19 protein-coding genes are annotated in these 16,941 nt (G+C 64.4%); 8 read left to right on the top strand and 11 right to left on the bottom strand.

From position 1 onward, the window contains the following. Position 1 precedes the first annotated feature (1 nt). Together proC and ACFOMF_RS10960 are read right to left on the bottom strand one after the other, a co-directional pair. Positions 2-820: a pyrroline-5-carboxylate reductase gene (gene proC, locus ACFOMF_RS10955; RefSeq protein WP_386364700.1), complete on the bottom strand. Its 819-nt coding sequence runs from the start codon at positions 818-820 to the stop codon at positions 2-4. Further along, on the bottom strand, positions 817-1,530 hold the full coding sequence (locus ACFOMF_RS10960) for a YggS family pyridoxal phosphate-dependent enzyme (protein ID WP_386364702.1): 714 nt from the start codon (positions 1,528-1,530) through the stop codon (positions 817-819). The genes proC and ACFOMF_RS10960 overlap by 4 nt, the downstream gene beginning before the upstream one ends. 65 nt (positions 1,531-1,595) lie before the next feature. Between ACFOMF_RS10960 and ACFOMF_RS10965 the strand changes: the two genes are divergently transcribed. Next, complete coding sequence (locus tag ACFOMF_RS10965) at positions 1,596-2,630, top strand: type IV pilus twitching motility protein PilT (RefSeq protein WP_386364704.1); 1,035 nt, start codon at positions 1,596-1,598, stop codon at positions 2,628-2,630. A gap of 39 nt (positions 2,631-2,669) precedes the next feature. Next, on the top strand, positions 2,670-3,815 hold the full coding sequence (locus ACFOMF_RS10970; protein ID WP_386364705.1) for a PilT/PilU family type 4a pilus ATPase: 1,146 nt from the start codon (positions 2,670-2,672) through the stop codon (positions 3,813-3,815). On the opposite strand, the gene ACFOMF_RS10975 is transcribed toward ACFOMF_RS10970, so the two are convergent. Both ACFOMF_RS10975 and ACFOMF_RS10980 read right to left on the bottom strand, forming a co-directional pair. Continuing rightward, complete coding sequence (locus ACFOMF_RS10975; protein WP_386364707.1) at positions 3,769-4,662, bottom strand: TIGR03915 family putative DNA repair protein; 894 nt, start codon at positions 4,660-4,662, stop codon at positions 3,769-3,771. The genes ACFOMF_RS10970 and ACFOMF_RS10975 overlap by 47 nt on opposite strands. Continuing rightward, positions 4,662-5,876, bottom strand: a complete 1,215-nt coding sequence (locus ACFOMF_RS10980) for a putative DNA modification/repair radical SAM protein (RefSeq protein WP_386364709.1) — start codon at positions 5,874-5,876, stop codon at positions 4,662-4,664. The genes ACFOMF_RS10975 and ACFOMF_RS10980 overlap by 1 nt, the downstream gene beginning before the upstream one ends. Positions 5,877-5,980: 104 nt before the next feature. Between ACFOMF_RS10980 and ACFOMF_RS10985 the strand changes: the two genes are divergently transcribed. Beyond that, entirely contained in the window at positions 5,981-6,388 is a 408-nt protein-coding gene (locus ACFOMF_RS10985; RefSeq protein WP_386364711.1) for an NINE protein, read from the top strand. Positions 6,389-6,423: 35 nt separating this feature from the next. On the opposite strand, the gene ACFOMF_RS10990 is transcribed toward ACFOMF_RS10985, so the two are convergent. The 7 genes from ACFOMF_RS10990 to gshB form a co-directional block, all read right to left on the bottom strand. After that, positions 6,424-7,698 carry a dihydroorotase gene (locus tag ACFOMF_RS10990; RefSeq protein ID WP_386365815.1) on the bottom strand — a complete coding sequence of 425 codons (1,275 nt, stop codon included), beginning with the start codon at positions 7,696-7,698 and terminating at the stop codon, positions 6,424-6,426. After that, positions 7,695-8,705 carry an aspartate carbamoyltransferase catalytic subunit gene (locus ACFOMF_RS10995; protein WP_386364713.1) on the bottom strand — a complete coding sequence of 337 codons (1,011 nt, stop codon included), beginning with the start codon at positions 8,703-8,705 and terminating at the stop codon, positions 7,695-7,697. Before ACFOMF_RS10995 ends, ACFOMF_RS10990 begins: the two co-directional genes overlap by 4 nt. 11 nt (positions 8,706-8,716) lie before the next feature. Next, positions 8,717-9,226: a bifunctional pyr operon transcriptional regulator/uracil phosphoribosyltransferase PyrR gene (gene pyrR, locus ACFOMF_RS11000; protein WP_386364715.1), complete on the bottom strand. Its 510-nt coding sequence runs from the start codon at positions 9,224-9,226 to the stop codon at positions 8,717-8,719. A gap of 10 nt (positions 9,227-9,236) precedes the next feature. Continuing rightward, positions 9,237-9,662 (bottom strand): Holliday junction resolvase RuvX, encoded by a 426-nt coding sequence (gene ruvX / locus ACFOMF_RS11005; RefSeq protein ID WP_386364717.1) that lies wholly within the window; start codon positions 9,660-9,662, stop codon positions 9,237-9,239. Continuing rightward, positions 9,659-10,228, bottom strand: coding sequence for a YqgE/AlgH family protein (locus tag ACFOMF_RS11010; RefSeq protein WP_386364720.1), 570 nt, complete (start codon positions 10,226-10,228; stop codon positions 9,659-9,661). Before ACFOMF_RS11010 ends, ruvX begins: the two co-directional genes overlap by 4 nt. A 50-nt stretch (positions 10,229-10,278) precedes the next feature. Next, positions 10,279-11,175, bottom strand: coding sequence for an energy transducer TonB (locus ACFOMF_RS11015; RefSeq protein WP_386364721.1), 897 nt, complete (start codon positions 11,173-11,175; stop codon positions 10,279-10,281). A gap of 154 nt (positions 11,176-11,329) precedes the next feature. Continuing rightward, positions 11,330-12,280 carry a glutathione synthase gene (gene gshB / locus ACFOMF_RS11020; RefSeq protein ID WP_386364723.1) on the bottom strand — a complete coding sequence of 317 codons (951 nt, stop codon included), beginning with the start codon at positions 12,278-12,280 and terminating at the stop codon, positions 11,330-11,332. Between the two features lie 236 nt (positions 12,281-12,516). Here gshB and pilG point away from each other — a divergent pair, with 236 nt between their 5' ends. The 5 genes from pilG to ACFOMF_RS11045 all read left to right on the top strand — a co-directional run bounded on the left by pilG (position 12,517) and on the right by ACFOMF_RS11045 (position 16,936). Further along, entirely contained in the window at positions 12,517-12,924 is a 408-nt protein-coding gene (pilG, locus tag ACFOMF_RS11025; protein ID WP_386364725.1) for a twitching motility response regulator PilG, read from the top strand. A 42-nt stretch (positions 12,925-12,966) separates the two neighbouring features. After that, positions 12,967-13,332 (top strand): twitching motility response regulator PilH, encoded by a 366-nt coding sequence (gene pilH / locus ACFOMF_RS11030; RefSeq protein WP_386364727.1) that lies wholly within the window; start codon positions 12,967-12,969, stop codon positions 13,330-13,332. 20 nt (positions 13,333-13,352) lie between these two features. Beyond that, positions 13,353-13,889: a chemotaxis protein CheW gene (locus tag ACFOMF_RS11035; protein ID WP_386364729.1), complete on the top strand. Its 537-nt coding sequence runs from the start codon at positions 13,353-13,355 to the stop codon at positions 13,887-13,889. Positions 13,890-13,958: 69 nt separating this feature from the next. Continuing rightward, the gene (locus ACFOMF_RS11040) at positions 13,959-16,010 is read left to right on the top strand and encodes a methyl-accepting chemotaxis protein (RefSeq protein ID WP_386364731.1); all 2,052 of its coding nucleotides are present in this window, start codon (positions 13,959-13,961) and stop codon (positions 16,008-16,010) included. 56 nt (positions 16,011-16,066) lie between these two features. After that, positions 16,067-16,936, top strand: coding sequence for a CheR family methyltransferase (locus ACFOMF_RS11045; RefSeq protein WP_386364733.1), 870 nt, complete (start codon positions 16,067-16,069; stop codon positions 16,934-16,936). The last annotated feature ends 5 nt before the right edge of the window (positions 16,937-16,941 follow it).

Raw genomic sequence — 16,941 nt, forward strand, 5'->3', positions numbered from 1 at the left:
TTTATTGACCCAACTGCTGGGCCAGCTCGGCCGAGCGCTGCGCGGCGGCTCGCACGGCTTGTTCCACCAGGGGTTCGAAGCCTCCGGCCTGAAAAGCTTTGATCGCCGCTTCGGTCGTTCCGTTCGGCGAGGTGACGCGACGACGCAACTCGTCGGGCGCCACGCCGCTTTCGCAGGCCATGCGTCCGGCGCCAAGGGCGGTATGCGCGGCCAGTAGGGCGGCGGTTTCGCGGGGCAGGCCCAGGGCCTCGCCGGCACTGGTCATGGCTTGCATCATGAGGAAAAAGTAGGCCGGGCCGCTGCCGGAAACTGCAGTGACTGCGTCGATCAGGACTTCCTCGTCCAGCCACAGGGCCAGGCCCACGGCAGATAGTAGTTGCTCGGTCTGCTGGCGCTGCTCTGTGCTGACCTGGGGGTTGGCATACAGCCCGCTGACGCCCTGGCGCACGAGCGATGGGGTATTGGGCATGCAGCGTACAAGGGCGCGCGGGCCCAGCCAGTTTTCAAGGCTGGCGCAGCTGATGCCGGCAGCGATGGATACGATCAGGGCCTGCTCGGGCAGCGAGCCGGCGAGGTCCTGGCAAACCGCTTTCATGACCTGGGGCTTGACCGAAAGCACCACGATGTCGGCACCGCTCACGGCCTCGTGGTTGCTCTCGAAGGTGGCGATACCGTGCTCGGCGGCGATCCGTTCGCGGCACTCGGCGCCGGGGTCGCTGGCCTGGATGCGCTCGGCGGGCACGCCCTGGGCGCGCAGGCCACCGATCAGGCTGGCGGCCATGTTGCCGGCGCCGATAAAGGTGATGCGGGGTTGGCTCATGGAGATTCCTTGGTTGGGGAGGGTTGCCCGTACTCACGGGCGCCGAACAGGGCGGTACCGACACGAACCCAGGTGGCGCCTTCGGCGATGGCCGCTTCGAGGTCCTGGCTCATGCCCATCGACAGCGTATCCAGCGACAGTTCGGGGGGCAGCGATTCCTTCAGCTGGCGCAGGCGGGCGAAGGCGGCGCGCTGCTCGAGCGGATCCTCGCTCGGTGCCGGGATGGCCATCAGGCCGCGCAGCTTCAGCCGCGGCAGTGCCGCGATCTGGCGGGCCAGGGCGGCCGTCTCGTCGGTTCGGCAGCCTGACTTGCTGTGTTCGTCACTGAGGTTGACCTGCAGGCAGACATTCAACGGCGGCAGGTCCGCCGGGCGCTGGGCGGACAGGCGTTCGGCGATCTTCAGCCGATCCAGCGAATGGACCCAGGCAAAATGCTCGGCGACGGCGCGGGTCTTGTTCGATTGCAGAGGGCCGATGAAGTGCCAGGTCAGCGGCAGGTCGCGCAGTTCGACCTGTTTGTCCAGGGCCTCCTGCAGGTAGTTCTCGCCGAAGTCCAGCTGCCCGGCCGCATGCGCCGCGCGAATCGCCGCGGCGGGCTGGGTCTTGCTGACCGCCAGCAAGGCCGTTGATCCGCTTTGCCGTGCCTCAGCTTGCTCCGCCTCACGGATCCGTGTGACGACCTTTGCAAAATTCATCACTATCGTGGACATTAATCCCGCCCTGCCGCCAAGGTCTGCGCGGCATTCTACCTGCTTGCTTGTAATTGGGGAGTCCCATGGATATCACTGAGCTGCTGGCCTTCAGCGCCAAGCAGGGTGCGTCGGATCTGCACCTCTCTGCCGGGCTACCGCCCATGATTCGGGTCGACGGCGACGTGCGTCGGATCAACCTGCCGCCGCTGGAGCACAAGCAGGTGCACGCGTTGATCTACGACATCATGAATGACAAGCAGCGCAAGGGCTTCGAGGAGTTTCTGGAGACCGACTTCTCCTTTGAAATACCGGGCGTGGCTCGCTTCCGGGTCAACGCGTTCAACCATAACCGTGGCGCAGGCGCGGTGTTCCGGACCATTCCCTCCAGGGTCCTGAGCATGGACGACCTGGGCATGGGCGAGGTGTTTCGCAAGGTTTCCGACGTGCCTCGCGGGCTGGTGCTGATGACCGGACCTACCGGCTCGGGCAAGTCCACCACGCTGGCGGCGATGCTCGACTACATCAACAGCAACAAGTACCACCACATCCTCACCATCGAGGATCCGATCGAATTCGTCCACGAGTCGAAGAAGTGCCTGGTCAACCAGCGCGAGGTGCACCGCGACACCCTGGGCTTTGCCGAGGCCCTGCGTTCAGCCCTGCGGGAAGACCCTGACATCATCCTCGTCGGTGAGATGCGTGATCTCGAAACCATCCGCTTGGCGCTGACTGCCGCGGAAACCGGTCACCTGGTGTTCGGCACCCTGCATACCACTTCCGCGGCCAAGACCATCGACCGGGTGGTCGACGTCTTCCCGGCGACGGAAAAATCCATGGTCCGCTCGATGCTGTCCGAATCCCTGCAGGCGGTGATTTCCCAGACCCTGGTGAAAAAGGTCGGCGGCGGCCGCGTGGCGGCCCATGAGATCATGATCGGGACCCCGGCCATTCGTAACCTGATCCGCGAGGACAAGGTCGCGCAGATGTACTCGGCGATCCAGACTGGCGGCGCGCTGGGCATGCAGACGCTCGACTCCTGCCTCAAGGGACTGCTGAGCAAGGGCCTGATCAGCAAGGAAAGCGCCCGCGAAAAAGCCAAGACTCCTGAAAACTTCTAATTGCAACGGGCCATACGCCCTGGCAGGTGAGAGCATCGCATGGAATTTGAAAAACTGCTGCGCCTGATGGTGGAAAAGGGCGGGTCCGACCTGTTCATCACCGCCGGCGTGCCGCCCTCGATGAAGGTGAACGGCACGGTGCTGCCTGTCAGCAAGACCTCGATGTCGCCGGAAATGACCCGTGAGACCGTGCTGGGCATCATGAGTGAGCAGCAGCGGCGGGAATTCGCCGAACATCACGAGTGCAACTTCGCCATCAGTGCGCGCGGTATCGGCCGCTTCCGGGTCAGCGCCTTCTACCAGCGCAACCTGGTGGGCATGGTCCTGCGGCGGATCGAGACCAGTATCCCGACCCTCGAGGAGCTCAAGCTGCCCGAGGTGCTCAAGGCGCTTTCACTGACCAAGCGCGGCCTCGTGCTGTTCGTCGGCGCCACCGGCACCGGCAAGTCGACCTCCCTGGCGGCGATGATCGGTTATCGCAACCGCAACACCAGCGGCCACATCATCACCATCGAAGACCCCATCGAGTTCCTCCACCAGCACCAGAGCTGCATCGTCACCCAGCGCGAGGTCGGCCTCGATACCGAGTCCTTCGAGGTGGCGCTGAAGAATACCCTGCGTCAGGCCCCCGATGTGATCATGATCGGCGAGGTTCGGGCCCGCGAAACCATGGACTACGCCGTCGCCTTTGCCGAGACCGGCCATCTGTGCCTTGCCACCCTACATGCCAACAACGCCAACCAGGCGCTGGACCGGATCATCAATTTCTTTCCGGCCGACCGGCAGAATCAGGTTTGGATGGACCTGTCACTCAACCTCAAGGCGATCGTCGCGCAGCAGCTGGTGCCGACGCCCGATGGCAAGGGTCGGCGCGGGGTGATCGAAGTGCTGATCAACACCCCGCTCGTCGCCGATCTCATCCGCAAGGGCGAAGTCCATGAGCTCAAGGGCCTGATGAAGCGCTCGGCCGAACATGGCATGCAGACCTTCGACATGGCGCTGTACAACCTCTACAACCAGGGCGAGATCACTTACGAGGATGCTCTGGCCCATGCCGACTCGGCCAACGACCTGCGCCTGATGATCAAGCTGGGCTCGGAAACCGACGGCGAGCACCTCTCCGGCATTGCCGATCAGCTCAGCCTGGAAGCCTCGGACACCGACAACGGCCGGCACTTCCGCTAGAGCCTTTGCCCGGAGGCGCTGCCGGTATGGTGCGTCCGGGTCTGGCGCCCACTGCGGCGCTCTGTCCGTCGCGCTGCCCTCCCAATCGAGCCTGACGGATCAGGCCGCCGATCAACACGCCCTCCGGCAGATGGCGCCAGAGCTGGCGCGGCAGGTGGCTGGCCAGCAGCTTTTCGTTGACCCGCGCAGGATTGAAGGTGCTTGCGTAATAGGCCAGCCACAGGTCACCGCTGGGCTCGGGTAAAGATTTGTCCTGCGCCAGCGCGCGCCAGGGCTCCGGGCATGGCGCGCGATAGTCCCAGGCGCCGCCTACGCCGCGCAACCCGGCGTCGGGCGTGGCGATCAGCCAGGAGGTGCGGCCGAGGCGGGCGCTCATGTGCTCGCCGAGCAGGTCCAGCACGTCATGACGAGGCTCGTACCAGGCGACGTACTGCTCGCTGCCGTCGGGCCACGCGCGCCGCTCGAAACGCACGAAAGCCTGCATCTGGTGCGCTTCGCGGCGTACGTTGCGAATGCGCTGCTCAAGCCGCGAGCCGTCGACGTCGCCGGGCAGCAACACGCTGTGATCACCTTCCAGATAGCGCCAGAGCACCCGGTAGAGAAAGGCCCAGCGGTCCTCGGCGCGGTAGCGTGCCGCCTCCTGCAACCGCGCCAGCACTGCGCGCGGCAGCCGGATCCCGGCGGCGGGTGACGTCTGTGCCACACTGCTGGCCAGGCCGGCAAAGATATCGTCGGCGTCCTCCCTGGACTGCCAGCATAGCGCCTCGGGTGGCACCCGCTCGGCCAGCAGCAGGCGCGCCTGGTCCCGCCAGGCATCGAAGTGACCGTCGACCCTTATCCGCCGCATCACCACAGCCCCAGCTGCCCGGAGGGTTCTCGCAGGCGCAGGTGCAGACGACTCGACTCGGCCCCGTCCAACGTGCGCGGGCGATAGTCCTGAACCACCACGAAGGGCTTGAGCTTGTCCATCGAGCAGCGCAGGCGAACCAGATCATCGTAGCGAATTTGCCGCAGCCGACGCAGCTCGGTGAGGCGCTTGGCGTTGCGTACGCCAATGCCTGGCACCCGGGCGATCAGCCTGGGCTCGGCGCGATTGAGGTCGACCGGGAACTGATCGCGGTTGCGCAGGGCCCAGCCCAGTTTCGGGTCGATGTCCAAGGCCAGCTCGTGGGTCTCGCCGAGAAGCTCGGACGCTTCGAAGCCATAGCCTCGCATCAGGAAGTCGGCCTGGTACAGGCGGTGCTCGCGCAGCAGCGGAGGGGGTTGCAAGGGTACTGAATCAGGGCTGCCCGGGATCGGGCTGAACGCCGAGTAATAGACGCGCTTGAGCCCATAGCCTCGGTACAGCTGCTCGGCGCTGGTGAGAATGATGCGGTCGCTGGCGTCGTCGGCGCCGACGATCATCTGGGTGCTTTGTCCAGCCGGGGCGAAACGCGGCGCCCGGGTTTCGGCGGCGGCTTCCTTCCCGCCGAGGTGGATCTGCCGCATGGCCTGGCGGATGCTGCGTCCGTCCTTTTCCGGAGCGAGGCGGCCAAGCCCGGCTTCGGTAGGAAGCTCGACGTTGACGCTGAGACGGTCGGCGTAGCGGCCGGCCAGGGCGATCAATCCCGGATCAGCATCGGGAATGGTCTTGAGGTGGATATAGCCGCGAAATTCATGGGTTTCGCGCAGCAGGCGCGCCACCTGCACCAGTTGCTCCATGGTGTAGTCCGCCGAGCGGATGATCCCGGAGCTGAGAAACAGGCCACTGATCAGGTTTCGCCGATAGAAGTCCAGTGTAAGGGTGACGACCTCTTCCGGCAGGAAGCGGGCCCTCGGTACGCTGCTGCTGCGGCGGTTGATGCAGTACTGGCAGTCGTACAGGCAGAAATTGGTCAGCAGCACCTTGAGTAGCGATATGCAGCGGCCGTCGGGGGTGAAACTATGGCAGATGCCGGTGCCATTGGTGGCGCCCAGACCGCTGCGGCCACGGGAACTGCGGCGCGGCGCACCACTGCTGGCGCAGGAGGCGTCATACTTGGCGGCATCGGCCAGCACCATGAGCTTGTCGGCGAGCTGCATCGAGTTTCTCGTACTGTATATATCTACAGTATCAGGATCCTTGCCGCCGCTGACAAGTCAAAGTCGGAACCGACTGTCGCCCGTCACCCTCAGAAGGATTCGCTATGCAACTGCAGACCCAGGACACACACAGCAAGATCATGGGTTACCTGTTGTGGATTTTCGGCTTTCTCGGTGCTCACCGTTTCTACTACGGCAAGCCGATCACGGGCACGATCTGGTTTTTCACCCTGGGTCTGCTGTTCATTGGCTGGATCATCGATCTGTTCCTGATTCCGGCAATGAACCGGGAAGCTGACGAGCGCTTCTTTTCCGGACCGATCGACTACAACATCGCCTGGATTCTGCTCACCTTTCTCGGCGTATTCGGGGTGCATCGGATGTACCAGGGCAAGTGGATCACCGGGATCCTCTACCTGTTTACCGGCGGGCTGTTCTTTTTGGGCGTGCTCTATGATTTCTGGACGCTGAACAACCAGCTTTCCGAGCGCAACGTCCAGCGCCTGGGTTGAGGACTCGGGCGCCCTGTCCAGGACGCCCGGATTCCTCAGCCGGCGTAGGTGGTGCGGCCGGCGAGCAGGGTGTGGCGCACGGCACCTGGCAGGCAGTGGTCGAGGAAGGGGCAGTTGCGACCCCGGGATAGCCAGCGCTCACCGACCAGGGTGGAGGCCGCCGGGTCGAACAGGACCAGGTCGGCGGGCGCGCCGACCGCCAGTTGGCCAGCGGGAAGTCCCAGCGCAGCGGCCGGTCCCGAGGTCAGGCGCGCCAGCAGGGTGGGGAGGTCGAGCAGGCCGTCTTCTACCAGGGTCATGGCCAGGGGCAGAAGGATCTCCACGCTGCTGATCCCGGGCTCGGTCTCGCCGAACGGCGCAAGCTTGGCGTCGGCCTCGTGGGGCTGGTGGTGACTGGATATCGCCGAGATGACTCCGGCCTTGACGGCTTCGCGCAGACCGTCCCGGTCGGCCCGGGTGCGCAGCGGTGGCTGCACGTGGTAGAGACTGGAAAACCCGTGCAGCGCCTCGTCGGTGAGGATGAGCTGGTACATGGCGACGTCGGCGCTGACCGGCAGGCCGCGGGCCTGGGCTGCGGCGATCATTTCGGCACCGCGGGCGCTGGTGATCTGGCTGAAGTGGACCCGCGTACCGGCTTCCTCGGCGAGCAGAAGATGGCGCGCCAGGGCAACGGTTTCGGCGCTTTCTGGAATACCGGCAAGGCCGCAGAAACTCGCGGCGGCGCCATCGTGGGCGAGGCCGCCAGCGGCCAGGTCGCTGTCCTGGGAGTGCAGGATCACCCTGAGGTCGAAGGTGGCGGCATATTCGAGCGCGCGCTTGAGGTTGCGGTTGCTACCGAACGGCACCAGTCCGTTGCCGAAGGCCACGCAGCCGGCGTCGCGCAAGGTCACCAGCTCTGCCAGTTGCTCGCCCTCGAGCCCCTTGCTCAGCGCGCCGATGGGAAGTACCCGTGCGTAGCCACAGGCTTCGGCGCGCTCGAGGATCAGGTCGACCACCGCCGGGGTGTCCAGTACCGGCCGGGTAAACGGCAGGCAGCACAGGCTGGTTACGCCGCCGGCGGCGGCGGCCAGGGTTTCGCTGGCGATATTGCCCTTGCGGGTATAGCCCGGTTCACGCAGCGCCACGGCCAGGTCCACCAGGCCTGGTGCCACCACCAGCCCGGACGCGTCGAGGCTCTGCTCAGCCTCGAACCCGGCGGGTGCCTCGCCGAGGCCGACAATGCGTCCATCCTGCAGGTATAGATCGCTGCACTGGTCCAGGCCGCTGGCGGGATCGATGACCCGGCCACCGAGGATTCGGGTACGCATCAGTTCTGCTCCTCGACTTCCTGATTGATCTGCCGCTGGGTAGCCTGGCCGCTCATGGCCATGGACATGACCGCCATGCGGATGGCGATGCCGTAGGTGACCTGATTGAGAATCACCGACTGGCTGCCGTCGGCCACCGCCGACTCGATCTCCACGCCCCGGTTGATCGGGCCAGGGTGCATGACGATGGCGTCCGGCTTGGCCAGCGCCAGACGCTGGGTGGTGAGTCCGTAGAGGCGGTAGAACTCGCCCTGGCTGGGCAGCAGTCCGCCCTGCATGCGCTCGCGCTGCAGACGCAGCATGATCACCACGTCGACGTCCTTGAGCCCTTCGTTGGCGTCATGGAAGACCCGCACCCCGTATTGCTCCAGGCCGATCGGCAGGAGGGTCCTGGGCGCGATGACCCGGATGTCGGGGCAACCGAGTCCCTTGAGCGCCAGCATGTTCGAGCGCGCCACCCGCGAGTGCAGGATATCGCCAACGATGGCCACTGAAAGCTGCTCGAAATTCCCCTTGTGACGGCGAATGGTCAGCATGTCGAGCATGCCCTGGGTGGGGTGGGCATGGCGGCCGTCGCCGCCATTGATGATCGCCACCTCAGGGCACACATGCTCGGCGATGAAGTGCGCCGCGCCGGAGTCGCTGTGGCGCACCACGAACATGTCGGCGGCCATTGCCTCCAGGTTGCGCAGCGTATCGAACAGGGTCTCGCCCTTGCTGGTCGAGGATGTCGAGACGTTCAGGCTGATGACATCCGCGGAAAGCCGCTGCGCGGCCAGCTCGAAGGTGGTGCGGGTGCGCGTCGAGTTCTCGAAGAATACATTGCACACCGTCTTGCCGCGCAGCAGCGGAACCTTCTTCACCGCGCGCGAGCCGACTTCGAGAAAGGAGTCGGCGGTGTCGAGAATCTCGGTGAGCAGAGCTCGCGGCAGCCCGTCGAGCGAAAGAAAATGGCGCAGCTGGCCTTGGTCGTTCAGTTGCAGCGGACGCTGGGTGTCGATCGGCGACATCGCGAGGGGCCTCATTGGCGGGTGAGGTGTTTGAGTTCAAGGGCGAGGGGGGCAGGGCCCAGCAATTTTACCCGCTCGTCGGCTGCCAGCGACAGGGTCGCCCCGACCACGTCAGGACGGATGGGCAATTCCCGCGAGTCCAGGTCGAGCAGGCAGACCAGGGTCACGCTGGCGGGACGGCCATAATCGAACAGCTCGTTCAGGGCCGCGCGTATGGTTCGGCCGCTCATCAGTACGTCGTCGATAAGCACCAGGTGCTGGCCCTCGATCTCGAACGGCAGAGCCGAAGGCCGCACCTGGGGATGTAGCCCATTCTGGGTGAAGTCGTCGCGATAGAACGAGACGTCGAGCATGCCCAGCGGATCGTCACGCTCGAGCGTGGCAAGCAGCGCCTGCGCCACCCATACGCCGCCGGTGTGGATGCCGATGAAGCGCGCATCGGCGATGCCACGGGTATCGAGGTGGCGAATGAGCGCCCTCGCCATGTCGGGGAGCAGTTGCTCGGGATTGGGCAGGGTCATGCGGGGCTCCTCAGGAGGAATGTTCAGCCAGCCAGCTTTCCAGCAGCAGGGCCGCGGCAAGCGCGTCAACCGGGCGTTCCCGGTAGCCGCCGTGCTGGCCCTGGCGCATGCGTTCGCCCTTGGCTTCGTAGGTAGTCAGGCGCTCGTCCTGGGTGTGCACGGGCAGGTTGAAGCGGCCGGCGAGGCGCCGTGCGAATTTCTGCGCACGCTCGCTCATCTCGCTGGCCGTACCGTCCATGTTCAGCGGCAGGCCCACCACCAGGGCGTCGGGCTGCCATTCGCGCAGCAGACCTTCCAGGCGGGACCAGTCGGGAACGCCGTTCTGTGCCCTCAAGGTGCAGAGTTCGCGGGCCTGCCCCGTGACCGCCTGCCCCACGGCCACGCCGATCTGGCGAGTACCGTAATCGAACCCCAGCAGCAATCGTGGCTTGCTCATGCATGCCCTGCCTGGGGGCTGAGCAGGCTGAGGTCGACGCCAAGCGAGCGGGCCGCCGCATCGAGACGCCTGTCGTAGGGCAGTTCGAAAAGGATTTCTTCGTCCACCGGGCAGGTCAGCCAGGCATTCCCGGCCAGTTCGGCATCGAGCTGGCCAGCTTCCCAGCCAGCGTAGCCGAGGGCGATCAGGTGGCGTTCCGGGCCGAGGCCGTCGGCGATGGAGAACAGCACGTCCTGGGAAGTGGACAGGCTCAGCGCACCGAGCTCCAGGGTGGCGAGAAAAGAAGGGCCGGCGGGGTGCAGGACAAAGCCGCGGTCGGTGTGAACCGGGCCGCCGGAGAAAATCGGCAGGCTGCGGCACAAGGGGGAATATTCGTCATCCGGACGCAATTGCTCGAGCACCTCGGCCAGATTCAGACCGCTCGGCCGGTTGACGATCAGGCCCATTGCGCCTTCTGCGCCGTGCTCGACGAGATAGATCAGCGTCTGCGCGAAGTTCGAATCAGCCATCTGCGGCATGGCGATCAGGAAGTGGTGCCTGAGATAGCGGGGCTCGGTGTTTTTCATCGGGCTAGCTTAAGGCCTGCGCCGCCTGCAGGCTACAGGCCACGCGCCGATCACTGGCTCGACAGGCGATCGCCGCGCTCGAAGCGCCAGGTCCGGATGATCTCCACCTGGTCGAAAGTACTGGCCAGCTCGCCGGTAAAAGGAGCGAAGGGCGAGGCTAGCCGCACGATACGCATCGCCGCGGCGTCGAGCACCGGGTGGCCCGAGGATTCGAGGATCTGCAACTCGGCGACGGTACCGTCACTCTTGATACTCACCAGCAGCCGCAGGCTGCCATGAATCTGCTGGCGACGGGCCTCGTCGGGGTAGTTCAGGTTGCCGATCCGCTCGACTTTCTTGCGCCACTCGTCGCGGTACCAGGCGCTGACATCGCGCATGGTCGCTGCGCTGTTCTGCCGGCTGACTCGTGGGCGCTTGGCGTAGCGTTCGCGCTCCTGGGCCAGCTCCGCCTCGAGGCTGGAGATTTCGGCGCTCAACTGCGAGCTGTCGAACGATGGCTGGGGTTGGCTCTGCGGTGTCGGTGGCGCCTGCTCCGTACGACTGGGTGCCTGTTGCGGCTGGCGTGCCTGGGTGGTCACCGCGGCGCGCGGCGTCTCCGGCTCGGTACGCTGCGGCGGCGCGCCGTCGGGCGTGACGCGACGTACCTCGGTGTCCTGGAAAGGCGCCTGTTCGGTCGTCTTCGGTGAAGCCTTTTCTTCCAGCTGACCGCTGCCCAGCTGGTTGTCCTGAGCCAGGTAATCGGCTTCGCGCGGCTTTTCCTCGCTGCGGAACGTGGATAGCGTGATTTCCAGGGTGCGGCTGACCGAGGCGGGCTGCTCGAAGGTGAAGCCGACGCCCAGGATCACCACCAGGTGCAGCACGGCGGCCATGAACAGGGTGAAACCGAGCCGGCTCCCCGAGCTGACGGCGGCAGGTGTGACGGCAGAGGGGATAGGGGCTGCGTTCATGCGAAATCGAGTGGGCTGATCAGCGGCGAAGTCTGCCCGAGCGCCAGGGGCAAGTCCATGAATCAGGTCCGGTACGGCAGGAAAACCGACGAGATCACCTGGGAACTATCGAGGCGGCAGCGGGCGCTGGGGCCTGCCGCCGCACCCTGAAGCCCTAGCGCTGGAGTCGTGCCTCGATGGCCTGCATGAGGCGCTCGCCGATGCCGGTGCCGAAGGCATTGTCGATCTCGCGGATGCAGGTCGGGCTGGTCACGTTGATCTCGGTGAGGTAGTCGCCGATGACGTCGAGACCGACGAACAGCAAGCCACGCCGGCGCAGTTCCGGGCCGACGATCGCGGCGATCTCGCGGTCGCGCTCGGAAAGCGGTTGCGCCACGCCGCGCCCGCCGGCAGCCAGGTTTCCACGGGTTTCGCCGGCTGCAGGAATCCGCGCCAGACAGTAGGGCACGGGCTCGCCATCGATCATCAGGATGCGCTTGTCGCCGGCGCTGATCGCCGGCACGTAGCGTTGCGCCATGATCTGCCGGCTGCCATGGAGGGTCAGGGTTTCCAGGATCACCGAGAGGTTGGGATCACCCTCGCGATGGCGAAAAATCGACGCACCGCCCATTTCATCCAGAGGTTTGAGAATGACGTCACGATGGACCAGGGCGAAGTCGCGCAAGATATCGGCTCGGCGGCTCACCAGGGTAGGCGGCATGCAGTCGGGGAAACGGGTGGCAAACAGTTTCTCGTTGCAGTCACGCAGGCTTTGCGGCCGGTTGACCACCAGTACTCCTGCCTGCTCGGCCAGTTCAAGCAGGTAGGTGGCGTAGATGTACTCGCTGTTGAATGGGGGGTCCTTGCGCATGAGGATGACGTCCAGCTCGCTCAGGGCGCCATCGATCTCGGTGCCCAGCTCGAACCAGCGCGCAGGGTCGTTGAAGACCTCCAGCTGGCGCATGCGGGCACGCACTTCACCGCCGAGTTGATAGAGGTCGCGCTGCTCCATGTAATGGACGGACCAGCCCTTCTCCTGAGCGGCCAGCAGCATGGCGAGCGTGCTGTCCTTCTTGAAAGAGATTTGTGCGATTGGGTCCATGATGACCCCGACGCGAACGGTCATGGAAGGCCTCCCTGAGGCGGTCCGGATGTCCGCCGAAAATGAAAAAGTTGCCGAAGATTGGCGCTGGCTTTGCGCTCGGTCAAGGAAAATTACAGGCCGTTTCAGGGTAGATAGCCTGCATCATGAGAGTGTGCTACAAAGGCCTCGCATTTGAGTGTAGCCCACTAGCGGCGGGCCTTTGGCGCACTGTGATAGCGATCAAGAAGTACTACTCACCGAGGCGATGGCAGGGCGAAATGGAACAGCACTCCCAAGGCTTGAAAGTCATGGTGATCGATGACTCGAAAACGATTCGTCGCACCGCGGAAACACTGTTGAAGAAGGTAGGTTGTGACGTGGTGACGGCTGTGGACGGCTTCGATGCGCTGGCCAAGATCGCCGATACCCATCCCCGAATCATCTTTGTCGACATCATGATGCCGCGACTCGACGGCTATCAGACCTGCGCGCTGATCAAGAACAACAGCGCATTCAAATCCACGCCGGTGATCATGCTCTCGTCCAAGGACGGTCTTTTCGACAAGGCCAAGGGACGTATCGTCGGTTCGGATCAATACCTTACCAAGCCGTTCAGCAAGGAAGAGTTGCTCGGCGCCATCAAGGCTCATGTACCGGATTTTGCGCCGGTCGAGCCCGTATCCTGAAGTTTAGGCCGGTCGCCGGTGATGCGCTAAAGCGGAGAAAAAATGGCTCGCGTTCTGATTGTTGATGACTCTCCGACGGAGATGTACAAGCTGAGCGCCATGCTTGAAAAGCATGGCCATCAGGTATTGAAAGCCGAGAACGGGGCGGACGGCGTTGCCCTGGCTCGCCAGGAAAAGCCCGATGCGGTGCTCATGGATATCGTCATGCCGGGCCTTAACGGCTTTCAGGCGACGCGCCAGCTGACCAAGGATGCAGATACCAGCCATATTCCGGTGATCATCGTGACCACGAAGGATCAGGAAACCGACAAGGTCTGGGGCAAGCGCCAGGGCGCGAAGGATTACCTGACCAAGCCGGTCGACGAAGTGACCCTGCTGAAGACGCTGGGGTCCGTACTGGCAGGCTGACGGGCCGGCAAGGGAGCTGTATGTCCGACACATCGACGCCTTTCCAGCGGCTGCTCGCAATCGACAGCCGCTGTCGCTCTCTGGCGGTGGGCTTGCCCTCGCAGCAGGAAACGGTGCAGACCTGGTCCGGTATCGGGTTTCGCATGGGCGGGCGTTGCTATGTCGCGCCGATGGGGGAGGTCGGCGAGGTCCTGCATGAACCGCGATACACCCAGCTGCCGGGCGTGAAGACCTGGGTCAAGGGTGTTTCCAACGTGCGGGGGCGCCTGCTGCCGGTCATCGACCTCTGCGGATATTTCGGGTTGGAGCTGTCACCGCTGCGTAAGCAGCGGCGCGTCCTGGTGGTGGACCACCAGGAAGTGTTCGCCGGGCTGACGGTGGACGAGGTGTTCGGCATGCAACATTTTCCGGTAGAGGCGTTTTCGGAGTTGCTCCCCCATGTGGAGGGGGCGATCCGGCCGTTTCTGCACGGCGTTTTCCAGCGTGAGCGGCCCTGGCTGGTGTTCAGCCCACACGCGCTGGCCAAGCACTCCGGGTTTCTCGGCGTAGCGATCTGATCTGGTGGCCGGCCTGCTGGCCGGTTTGTAGTTCGATGGATAGTTATAAGGTCCAGGCGGGGGCCGGTTATGAATAAGAAGCTGGATGCAAATGCGCTTTTGGCGGGGATGAAGAGCAACTCGCTCGTCGCCGTGCTGTTCATCACCCTTATTGCCTCGATGGTGCTCCTGTTCGCGAACTTCGCCTACATCAGTACTCAGACGAACTACGACAACGAGTACATTGCCAACGCCGGCGAGCTGCGGGTGATTTCCCAGCAGATCGCTTCGAACGCAGTCGAGGCCGCTGGTGGTACCCAGGGCGCCTTCGCAGCCCTGAGCGCTGCGCGCGGCGAGTTCCAGACGCGCTGGAACGCAATCCTCAACGGCAACCCGGCCATCGGCCTGCCCGCCGCGCCGGAATCGCTGCGCCCACAGCTGGACGCGGTGCAGCGGAACTGGGACGTGCTGCGTACCAATGCCGAATCCATCCTCGCCAACCAGGCCGCGCTGCTTTCGCTGCAGGCCCTGGCAGAAACCATGGCCGAAACCGTGCCGCAACTGCAGCTCGAGTACGAAGAGATCGTCGACATCCTCGTCGAGAGCGGCGCACCGGGTAGCCAGGTCGCCGTGGCTCAGCGTCAGTCGCTGCTGGCCGAGCGTATTCTTGCCTCGGTCAACCGTGTCCTGGCCGGTGACCATGACGCACTTCAGGCTGCGGACATGTTCGGCCGTGATGCCCAGCAGTTCGGGCGGGTCGCCCTGGCGATGAACGAAGGCAGCGAATCCATGGGTATCGCCCGGGTCGTGAACGCCGAAGCCCGCGCGCGGCTCGAAGAAGTGGGCCGGTTGTTCCGCTTCGTGTCCGAGTCAGTGGACGAGATCCTCGGGACTTCGGCCGAACTACTGCGGGTCCGGGAGTCGGCCAATGCGATCTTTGGCGTTTCGGACGCGCTGCTGCAGAGCACTTCGGCCCTCAACCAGGGTTTCGAAGCCCGTGCCCAGGGTCGTAACCTGAACGTGATTGCCGGCTATGCCCTGGGTGCCCTGGCGCTGGGCTCGGTGATCCTCATTGGTCTGGTGTTCGTTCGCGAAGCTCGGCGCCGCTTGCAGGAGACCGCCGAGAAGAACGAGCGGAACCAGGCCGCGATCCTTCGTCTGCTCGACGAGATCGCCGACCTCGCCGACGGCGACCTGACCGTGACCGCCACCGTGACCGAAGACTTCACCGGTGCCATCGCCGACTCGATCAACTACTCCATCGACCAACTGCGAGACCTGGTACAGACGATCAACCAGACCGCTGTGCAGGTGGCAGGCGCGGCACAGGAAAGCCAGGCGACCGCGATGCATCTCGCCGAGGCGTCCGAGCACCAGGCCCAGGAAATCGCCGGAGCTTCCGCGGCGATCAACGAAATGGCGGTCTCCATTGACCAGGTGTCGGCCAACGCCTCGGAATCTTCCGCGGTAGCCGAGCGGTCGGTAGCGATCGCCAACAAGGGCAACGAAGTGGTGCACAACACCATTACCGGCATGGACAACATCCGTGAGCAGATCCAGGACACGTCCAAGCGGATCAAGCGTCTCGGCGAATCTTCCCAGGAGATCGGCGACATCGTCAGCCTGATCAATGACATTGCTGACCAGACCAACATTCTCGCACTGAATGCGGCGATCCAGGCTTCCATGGCCGGAGACGCCGGCCGCGGCTTCGCGGTGGTCGCCGACGAGGTTCAGCGTCTCGCTGAGCGCTCTTCCGCAGCAACCAAGCAGATCGAGTCGCTGGTCAAGGCGATTCAGAACGACACCAACGAGGCGGTCTTCTCCATGGAGCAGACCACTTCGGAGGTGGTACGCGGAGCGCGCCTGGCGCAGGACGCGGGCGTGGCGCTCGAAGACATCGAAAAGGTCTCGCGTACCCTGGCAGCGTTGATCCAGAACATCTCCAATGCGGCGCGCCAGCAGGCGTCGTCAGCCGGTCACATCTCCAACACCATGAACGTCATCCAGGAAATCACCTCGCAGACCTCGGCCGGCACCACAGCGACCGCCCGAAGCATCGGGAACCTGGCGAAGCTGGCTACCGACATGCGTCGCTCGGTTTCGGGTTTCGCCCTTCCCAACAGCCAGGACCAGGCCTGACTTGGCGGCGGCAGCCCAAGCGCTGCCGCCTGTGACTCATGCGAAAGGGGCTTGGCATGCACACACGCGATGCCTGGGCGATCAAACCCCTGGCCGACATGTCATCCGCGGACTTCAACGACTGGCAGGAGCTGCTCGAGCGGCGCACTGGCATCGTCGTGTCGCCGCAGCGGCGTAGCTTCCTGCTCACCAATCTCACGGCGCGTATGCGTGAGCTGGGTATCGAGGACTACGCCAGCTATTACCGACAGGTCACCGAAGGGCCGCGGGGGGCGGTCGAGTGGGTGACCCTGCTGGATCGCCTGACCGTGCAGGAGACCCGCTGCTTTCGTCATTCATCGTCATTCGCGCGGCTGGCACGCTATCTGGAGGACCGGCTCGAGCAGGATCAGGGCGTACCGCGCCCCTGGTCGCTCTGGAGCGTCGGCTGCGCCACGGGCGAGGAGGCATATTCGCTGGCGATGCAGGCCGATAGCCTGCTGCGGGCACGGGGGCAGGAGCCACGCTTCGGTGTGACCGCAACCGACATCAGTCTCAGTGCCCTGAGCCGCGCGCGCAAAGGGCTATACCCGCCATCGCGCCTGACTCAGGTCGAGCCGTCGATGCTGGAAACCTATTTCAATCCGCAGGCCGACGGCCGACTGCAAGTAGTCGACAGCCTGGCCGAGCGGCTCTGCTTTGCGCGTCTGAACGTGCTGGACCTGGCGAAGGCGCCAATGGCTGGCATGGACGTCATTTTTTGTCAGAACCTGTTGATCTATTTCCACCGCTGGCGCCGTCACGAAATCCTCAACCATCTGGCCGAGCGGCTTGCGCCGGGCGGGTTGCTGGTCATAGGCGTCGGCGAGGCGGTCGACTGGCAGCATGAGACGATGCTGCCAGTGGCGGACGATCAGGTCCTGGCCTTTACCCGGAAGAAACAATGAGCGGA

This window comes from Stutzerimonas tarimensis, from assembly GCF_042648805.1.
Taxonomy (GTDB): Bacteria; Pseudomonadota; Gammaproteobacteria; order Pseudomonadales; family Pseudomonadaceae; genus Azomonas; species Azomonas tarimensis.